Source organism: Faecalicatena contorta, from assembly GCF_001404335.1.
GTDB lineage: Bacteria > Bacillota > Clostridia > Lachnospirales > Lachnospiraceae > Faecalicatena > Faecalicatena contortus_B.
Window position 1 is genome coordinate 1 of the sequence record NZ_CYZU01000101.1, and the last position, 7,884, is coordinate 7,884.

6 protein-coding genes are annotated in these 7,884 nt (G+C 43.0%); all 6 read right to left on the reverse strand.

Annotation, left to right across the window (positions count from 1 at the left end; translation table 11 throughout):
- A partial coding sequence (locus ARB69_RS25110) for a toprim domain-containing protein (protein ID WP_242857668.1) occupies positions 1–480 on the reverse strand: 480 nt, incomplete at its 3' end.
- On the reverse strand, positions 481–1,911 hold the full coding sequence (locus ARB69_RS25115; RefSeq protein WP_330377764.1) for a CD1107 family mobile element protein: 1,431 nt from the start codon (positions 1,909–1,911) through the stop codon (positions 481–483).
- Positions 1,865–2,167, reverse strand: a complete 303-nt coding sequence (locus tag ARB69_RS25120) for a DUF4315 family protein (protein WP_055155361.1) — start codon at positions 2,165–2,167, stop codon at positions 1,865–1,867. The genes ARB69_RS25115 and ARB69_RS25120 overlap by 47 nt, the downstream gene beginning before the upstream one ends.
- Before the next feature lie 42 nt (positions 2,168–2,209).
- Positions 2,210–5,011, reverse strand: coding sequence for a CD1108 family mobile element protein (locus ARB69_RS25125; RefSeq protein ID WP_055155364.1), 2,802 nt, complete (start codon positions 5,009–5,011; stop codon positions 2,210–2,212).
- A 145-nt stretch (positions 5,012–5,156) separates the two neighbouring features.
- Positions 5,157–7,613: a VirB4-like conjugal transfer ATPase, CD1110 family gene (locus ARB69_RS25130; protein WP_174518425.1), complete on the reverse strand. Its 2,457-nt coding sequence runs from the start codon at positions 7,611–7,613 to the stop codon at positions 5,157–5,159.
- On the reverse strand, positions 7,495–7,884 hold a 390-nt coding region (locus tag ARB69_RS25135), incomplete at its 5' end, for a PrgI family protein (protein ID WP_055155362.1). The genes ARB69_RS25130 and ARB69_RS25135, both read right to left, overlap by 119 nt.

Consider the following 7,884-nt stretch of genomic DNA (forward strand, 5'->3'; position numbering starts at 1 on the left):
GCAAAGTGCTGACTGATAGAGACTGTCATAACACGAACCGTCTTTTAATGACGCAAATCCATCTTTAATTGCCTGTTCTTCCATAGAAGAGATCCAGAGCCGCTTCATCGGCTTTTTGCATCCTGCCTGCTCATACACCAAACGAAAGATTAACTCTCCTTCACGTCCTGCATCAGTAGCACAGATCACTTCATCTACTTTTGAATCTCTCATCAGTTTTTTCAAGATTCCGAACTGCTTCTTTGTGCCCTCCAAAATCTTGTGTTTCCAACATTCCGGCACAATCGGCAGATCTTCATATCTCCATTTTTTATATTTTTCATCGTATTCCGATGCATCACATAATCCAACCAGATGTCCTACGCACCAGGAAACGATATAACCGTTTCCCTCCACGTAGCCATCTTTTCTTGTTCTGGCTCCCAGTACAGAGGCCAGTGCCATCGCAACCGATGGCTTTTCTGCAATCACTAATTTCATTTACTCCTGCTCCTCTTCTTCATCTTCCAACACATTATCGTCAAAATCTTCATCTCTCAGGATTTCCGGTTCTGTACTTTCTTCCTGCTCATCTGCATCGTCTACTTCCCGTTTTTCTGACTCTGAATCTTCAGATTCATCTTCATCCTCTTCCATCTCATCCTCGTCATCATATTCATGCTTTGGTTTATAGACTTTGAAGTAATATCCTCCTGCCGCAGCTCCGACTGCAACCAGTGCAATCAAAAGATACGTTCCAAATGGGCTTTTATCTTCTGGCATCTGAATTTCATCCTCTACCTTATCTTTCTCAGCTGTCTCTGTCGTTTCCGGCTTTTCTTCCTCTGCTTTTTTCTCTGGTTCTGCATAAACAGTATCTACTTCCGGAAGTGTCACTGAATCAGAAAGTGTGAAGTTCATCAGATCTTTTTCACTGACTTCTGTAAGGAAATACACATTATCCTGTGATTTTGAATTGTCAATAATCAGATAAAAAATCTTACCACTCTTAGTTGAAATGGTATAAAACTCTTTTGTGCCTTCCGTGGCTGTTTTAGTAACAGAATCTGCTGTCTCGCCTTCTTTATTAAGCTGTTCCTCAATACCTGTCACTGTCCGATCATCCACAGTTCCTTTTGCATCTGTTGACTCAGATGCCTGCGCATCCTGCGGAAGTGGTAAAGTCGTTGATTTCTCAGTCCCAGTTGCATCTGCACTGGTTGTAGTTGCCATTGCACCATTGCTGTCACTGGAAATTTTCTGTTTCTCTGCCTGCTTCTTTGCCCATTCATAGTAAGGATTCTGCAACACATACTTTTCAGAAGTATTTCCAGCACCGTCTGTTACCGTAATCTCAATCTGTTTTGTAGTAAAATCTTTCTGTGTCAATTGCACTCTCAGCATTCCATCCTTCAAGTCTGTATAAGTGGTGCCATTGACTGTTACCGCAGTAATCCCAGATACTGTATCATTCCCCTGGATCGTCAGCACACCATCTGTCAGGGAAGCAGAGAGTGTCGGCTTTTCCGTGTCATAACACTTAATAGAGCGATTCTGCTCATAGATCTTCCCCTCACCATCAGTCACACGCACGTACACTGTCTGATTTCCAGTGATCGTAATACTTCCGCTTCCAGTCACATCCTGCCAGCTTCCATCTTTTCCTGCTTTTGCTTCAATCTTTGCTATTGAGAAACCTTCCGGCATATGGCTGGCATCTACCGTAACAGCAATAATTGTTTCTCCCTGTTTCCAGCCATCCGGTTTCTCAATCGTGATTGCAGGTGTGGTATTCTCAGCTGCATAAGCAGTCTGTGTCTGGAGCAAAGGTGTTGTCAGGCAAAGAAATGTCGTTGCTGCAAGCAAGCTCTTTTTTACCCTGCTTTTAGTAATTGTTCTCTTCTTCTGTTTCATTTTTTCCAGATTCATCATCGGCTTTTGTTTCCTCCTTCTGTATTTCTACCCTGCCGGGCCGTTCATTTTTCATTCTCTTTTTGAAAGCTTCCAATTCTGGAATACTCATATCCATTGCACGGATAATTCTTACAATTTCCAGATTTTCCGCTTCTGTTTTGGCAATCTCCGCAGCCTTGAACCGCTTTAAATCTGCTTCATATCTGGCTTTGGAGGCTTCCATTTTCTCTTTGGCTTTCTCATAATCCGCCGTTGCTTTTTCAAGACTTTTCATCGCTTCTCCTTTCCGGACGGCTGATGCAGCCGCCCTTTTTTCTTACCATCGTCCAAATCCATAGAAATGGCTCTGCCAGTATGGGGAATTGATGGACGTATACTGCACCGGATGTCCACAATGGATCATCTGACCATTGCCTACATAGATTCCGATATGCGTTACCGGCTCCCCTGCGTCGTAAGTTCCAGTAAAGAAAATCAAATCTCCCGGCTGTGCCTCCGACTGGGATACTGGTGTACAAATGTTGTACAGTCCCTGTGCTGTTAGTCTTCCTGTATTCCTTACACCAGAGTTTGTCAGACAGTAGCTTACAAATCCGGAACAATCGAATCCACTTGGGGAATATCCACCCCACACATACGGTGTTCCGAGATATTTTGCCGCTTCTTCTAGTAATCGCTGTGCCGCTTCACTGGTGTATTCATTGCCACCAAAACTGGAACCTTCTCCTATTTCCAGATAAAAGATCGGGTTCAACCGTTCACCATTTTTCAGAAGTTCAATATGAAGATGGCTTCCTGTGGAATTACCAGTATTTCCTACAAGACCTATCTCATCACCTTTCGTGACGGATGCTCCTGCAGATATATTTCGGCTGCTTAAATGTGCATACCGCAGTTCGTAGCCTTTACTGTCCTTGATTACGACATAATTGCCATAGCTGTCGTTATAAGCAGAAGTTGTAACCGTTCCGGTCAGCCCTGCCATTACTTTTGTCCCTTCCGGTGCTCCGATATCCATACCATTATGAAGCTGATTTGCTCCTGATATTGGATGAATCCTGTATCCATAATAGCTGGTCACACTGGAATACCAGTTAAAATCAACCGGTGTTGCAAACATCTGCAAGTTGCCTTTTGTATCGTTGTAGGCACTGAACAGTTCTTTCTGGAAAAATCCCAGCCTGTCCTGACAGATTGACATCAGGTTTCCACTATTTAAGGTGACATTCAGCACATCTACATCTCTTGTCCTGGTCACTTCCACTTCATTGCTTCCATTATCATCTGCCAGATAACATTCCCATGTTTGATGTCCATGTGCAGATGCTGCCGCATGACTGCCATAATAGACATCAAACTGTACACCGTATCTTGCGAAAGCTCCGGTATCTTCTACAGTATATTCGACACCATTCATAACTACCTTTGTTCCCATTGGTACAAACGGATTGGAAGCATCTACCGCTAAGGTATGATTGGCAGTTGGATATGCTCCACTGGCAGTCGGTCCTCCGCTCCAAATACCACAACAAATTGGACAGTTACAATATCCACTGGTAACAACTTGTCCCAAAGATTCTCCAACTCTTACAGTTGCTGTCTCTGTCACAGTCTCATTGACTGCTTCTGTTTCTAACCGATACTGCAATGCAAAAAGAGCATCCAGTTCTGGCTTTACCTGTTCAAAGGTAAATTCTTCATACTTTGCTGACAGATAACTGATCAGGATAAACGGATCATGCTCAATAGGTCCGATGTTATATCGGTATTCCTCATGTCCCGGTTCTTCAGATTCCATGTTGTTGATCCGCTCCTGCAGATTAGCTTCTAGCTGTGTGTAATACAGTTCCGCTTCCCGGATTGCCTGATCCGATGACAGATAACTGGTTCCGGTATAAGTGATCACATTTTGTAAAAACACTGCAGAGCATGACGTGACATTCGTTATGATTAGAAACATCAATCCGATCAGAACTGCTACACTGATATACACCTTCCGGTTTTCTTTAAAGAAGTTGGTGACTTTGCCGCCAATCTTCTTGATATAATCAATTGTACCTTTTGTAGCTGTTCCTACTGTCTGTTCACTTCGCTTCGCTTTGGCATAACCCCGTTTAATCTGTTGCTTCTGAATCTGTTTTTTCAGCTTCTTCTGCTCCTGATGGGATGCAGCCTGTGCCTGTTTCTCTTCCTGTCTTTCAAGTCTGCTTCTTTTTCTGGATGCCCTCTGTTTCCTGCGTCTGGCACTTCTCTGTTCCAGCCGGTAAACACCTTCGCCACTTTCTTCTAACTTATGGGCACCTTCTACCGCCGCATTATCGTCTTCATTTTTACTGATCTCACGGTGCAATGCTGCGGAAGTTGCACTTCCTGCTTTCTTGACAACAGAAGTTTTTTCTGTTTTCACAGATTCTCCTTCACCAAACTTCAAACGCGATTTTTTCTTTCCAGGAGTTTCTCCTTCATTTGCCTGATAGACCTGTGCTTTCTTGGAATGCTGCTTTGCTTCCTTTTTCTTTCTTGCTTCTTCATAAGAAAACTTTTTGGCTTTTTCTTTCTGTTTCTGATGGCGGAAATTGACTCCACCCGTATCCATCTGGTTCAATTTCTCCATATCTTTGTCATTTTTCACAGAAGCACCAGTTTCCTCATAAGCAAATTTCAAACGCTGTTTTTGTTTTGGCTTTTTGCTGCCGCCGGTCTGATTTCTCCGGCTGTCTCCTCTGTTTTCTGATAGATCAGCACGTTTTTCTTTCAGTCTCCCTGACTGTCCGGCTTCAGATTTTTCTGCAAGTCTGGATTCTTTTCCGACTTCAGCACGAATCCTTTTCCGGTTTTGCTGCTTTTTATTTTGTCCAAAATCCTCACTTTGCTTCTCTGTCCGTATCAGTTCCGGTGCATCTCTGGATTTTTGCACAGAGGGACGAATATTTTTCCCACTCCGTTCAGACTGGCGGTAAGACTTAGCCACAAGGCTTAATTCTTTTTCCCCCTGTTTTCCTCCCATCTGCACATCACTGGCACGGTTACTGACACGAACAGAAGATTTATCCGTCAGGTTTTCTTCAACCAGACCATCCTTGGTCATCTTCTGGACTTTCTTATCCCTGACTTTCATTCTCTGTTCTGCCACTACTTACTCCTCCTTCTTCGGATACCCTTTCCCTGCCTGTAATAAACAGAGAAAAGCGATGCCAAAAACAGCACCGCCACTAAAAGTTAATACATATGAAATTGCTCGTAACATTGTTTTCTCCTTTGATTTAACCTGCTTCAGAAGTGTCCTCCAAGCGGGTTGTCATGATTTTATAGAGGGAATTCTTCGGAAATCTGTCTATGAATGGGATAATGACATTTCCATAGAACAGAAGTCCTTCACCTTCATTACTGTTGGTGACATAGGACAGCTGGGTTGGTGAGATATTCAGCTGTTTTGCCAGAATCTGCCTGTCTCCGGAAGCCTGGTTGAGCATATAAATAAAATCCGAATTTTCAAAGATATTCTCGATTTCCCTGGACGACAGCAAATCCTTAATATTCTGGGTGATACCCGTCGGAATACCTCCCCATTTACGGAATCTCTTCCAGATCTCCACACTATAAGCTGCAGTCTGCTCTTCTTTTAAGAGAAGATGGAACTCATCCACATAATATCTGGTGGACTTATGGGCAGAACGGTTCATTGTCACCCTGTTCCAGACCTGATCCTGAATTACAAGCATCCCTATCTTTTTCAACTGTTTTCCCAACTCCTTGATATCAAAACATACAATGCGGTTATTGATATCCACGTTTGTCTGGTGATTAAACACATTCAGAGAACCTGTAACATAAATTTCCAGTGAAGTTGCCAGACGCTGTGCTTCCGGCTCCTCCTGCTTTCTCAAAAGATTGTACAAATCCTCAAGAACCGGCATTTTCTCCGGTACCGGATCGGCAAGATATTCCTGATACACCAGTCTCACACATCGGTCTATAATTGTTTTTTCCACCGGTTCCAATCCATTCTTTCCTCCGACAATCAGTTCACACAAAGACAAAATAAAATCTGCTTTCAATGACAGTGGATTATCTTCCTCGGAATAATTCAGGTTCAGATCCATTGGATTGATATACTGATCTGATACCGGGGAAACCCGTACCACCTGCCCGTGCAGTGCCTGCACCAGTGGGGAATATTCGGCTTCTGGATCGCATATAATAATGTCATCCTCAGTAATCAGGAAGCAGTTGGTGATTTCCCTCTTGGCAGAAAAGGATTTACCGGAACCCGGTGTACCAAGAATCAGTCCGTTTGGGTTTTTCAGGCGCTTTCGGTCAACCATGATCATATTGTTGGAAAGTGCATTCAGACCATAATAAAGAGCTTCCCCCTCCTGAAACAACTCTTGTGTCGTAAATGGTACAAAGATTGCTGTTGCAGATGTGGTAAGCCCCCTCTGGATTTCTATTCGGTTTACTCCAAGCGGAATACAGGACATCAGTGCTGCTTCCTGCTGATAATCCAACTGCTTTAAGGAACAGTTATATTTCTGTGCAATGCCCTGCACCTGGAAAATATTGTTATCCAGCTTCTGACGTTTCTTTGCCGTATTCATCACCAGAACCGTCACAAGAAACATACGCTCATTTCTGGACTGCAAATCTTCCAGAAGATTCTTCGCTTCTTCCCCGTAGGTCACAAGGTCAGATGGAAGCACATCCATGTCATAACCTGACCTTACTGCTTTCTTCTGCTCTTCAATTTTCATCTTATCCAGATCAGATATTTTTCCCTTGATCATCTTGATTGCCGAACTCTGGTCAATAGATTGGATATGGATATTGACATTGATGCTGTCATCCACATCCAGAAAATCCGCAAGCATCCGGTCTGTCAGCTCCGGTGCCAGAATCTGCAGATAACTCACGCTTCCCATCGTTCTTCCCATCAAAAATGTCTGATTCTTGGAAAAGTTAAAGGAAGTCGGTGCAATAAAATCTTTGGTCTTTAATCCTGTTTCCGGAAGCATCTTATACTGGAACTTAAATGGTTCGATCCGATCCTGGTTGAACACATGATACAGAATCTCCAGCCTTTCCAGACCATTTAGTGAATGTGCCTGTGCACCCAGAATCTTAAAATTATTTAAGATATCTGTTTCAATTCTTTCAAGCCTCGGTCTTGCCACCTTCAGGCTTTCTGCTTCGATTCCAAAAGTGATATACTTTGTCTTCACCAGACCATTATTTCCCTTGGAAAGCTGATTTTTCAGCATAGTACGGTACTCTTCACGAATGGCATTGAAGTCATCGTTCTGAGCCGGAATATCAATACTTTTCTCAAATTCTGCCACATCTACCTGCTGATTGATAAAGGACAGCTGCACACTGATGGAAGAATCAAAGTAATTTAAGAAATCACAGTAATTCTCAAATATCGTAGTCTTATCCTCATTTAAAGCAAGCTGATAATTGATGTCATAAAACTGAATCGTCTTGGAGAAAAAGGTCTTTGTCACCTGGCAGATACCATCCTGTAGCATCCGAATATACGGAATACTCTGCTGTGCAGTTGTAGGAATGTTTTTCTGTTTCCTACGATCCCGTTCCTGTTTCTTCTTACGCTTTTCCTGTTCTCTTTCTTTTCTGCTTTTTTTGTTTCTTCTTTCCTGACGGTTTCTTTTTTCCGCCAGAGACAGACGCTCCTGCTGAGCCTCCTGCTTTGTCTTTTTTGCCATTCGGCACACCCTCCTTTTTTACAAGGGTGGAAATCTCCTGATAAAAATTTTCTGTCTTATATGGTCTTACCGCCGGACAGATAAACTTCTGTCGAATGATATTTGCCACCACTTTTTCAAAGGGAAGTCCGTCTTTTTCATACATTGCCATGAAGAAAAACGGAAGCATGATCGTTACCATCAGAATGGCGGCGATACTGGAACCGATTGGTTTTCTCATGAACAGATAAAACGGAATTCCCACAACTGCGGCAAGTGAAAAGAAAATCAA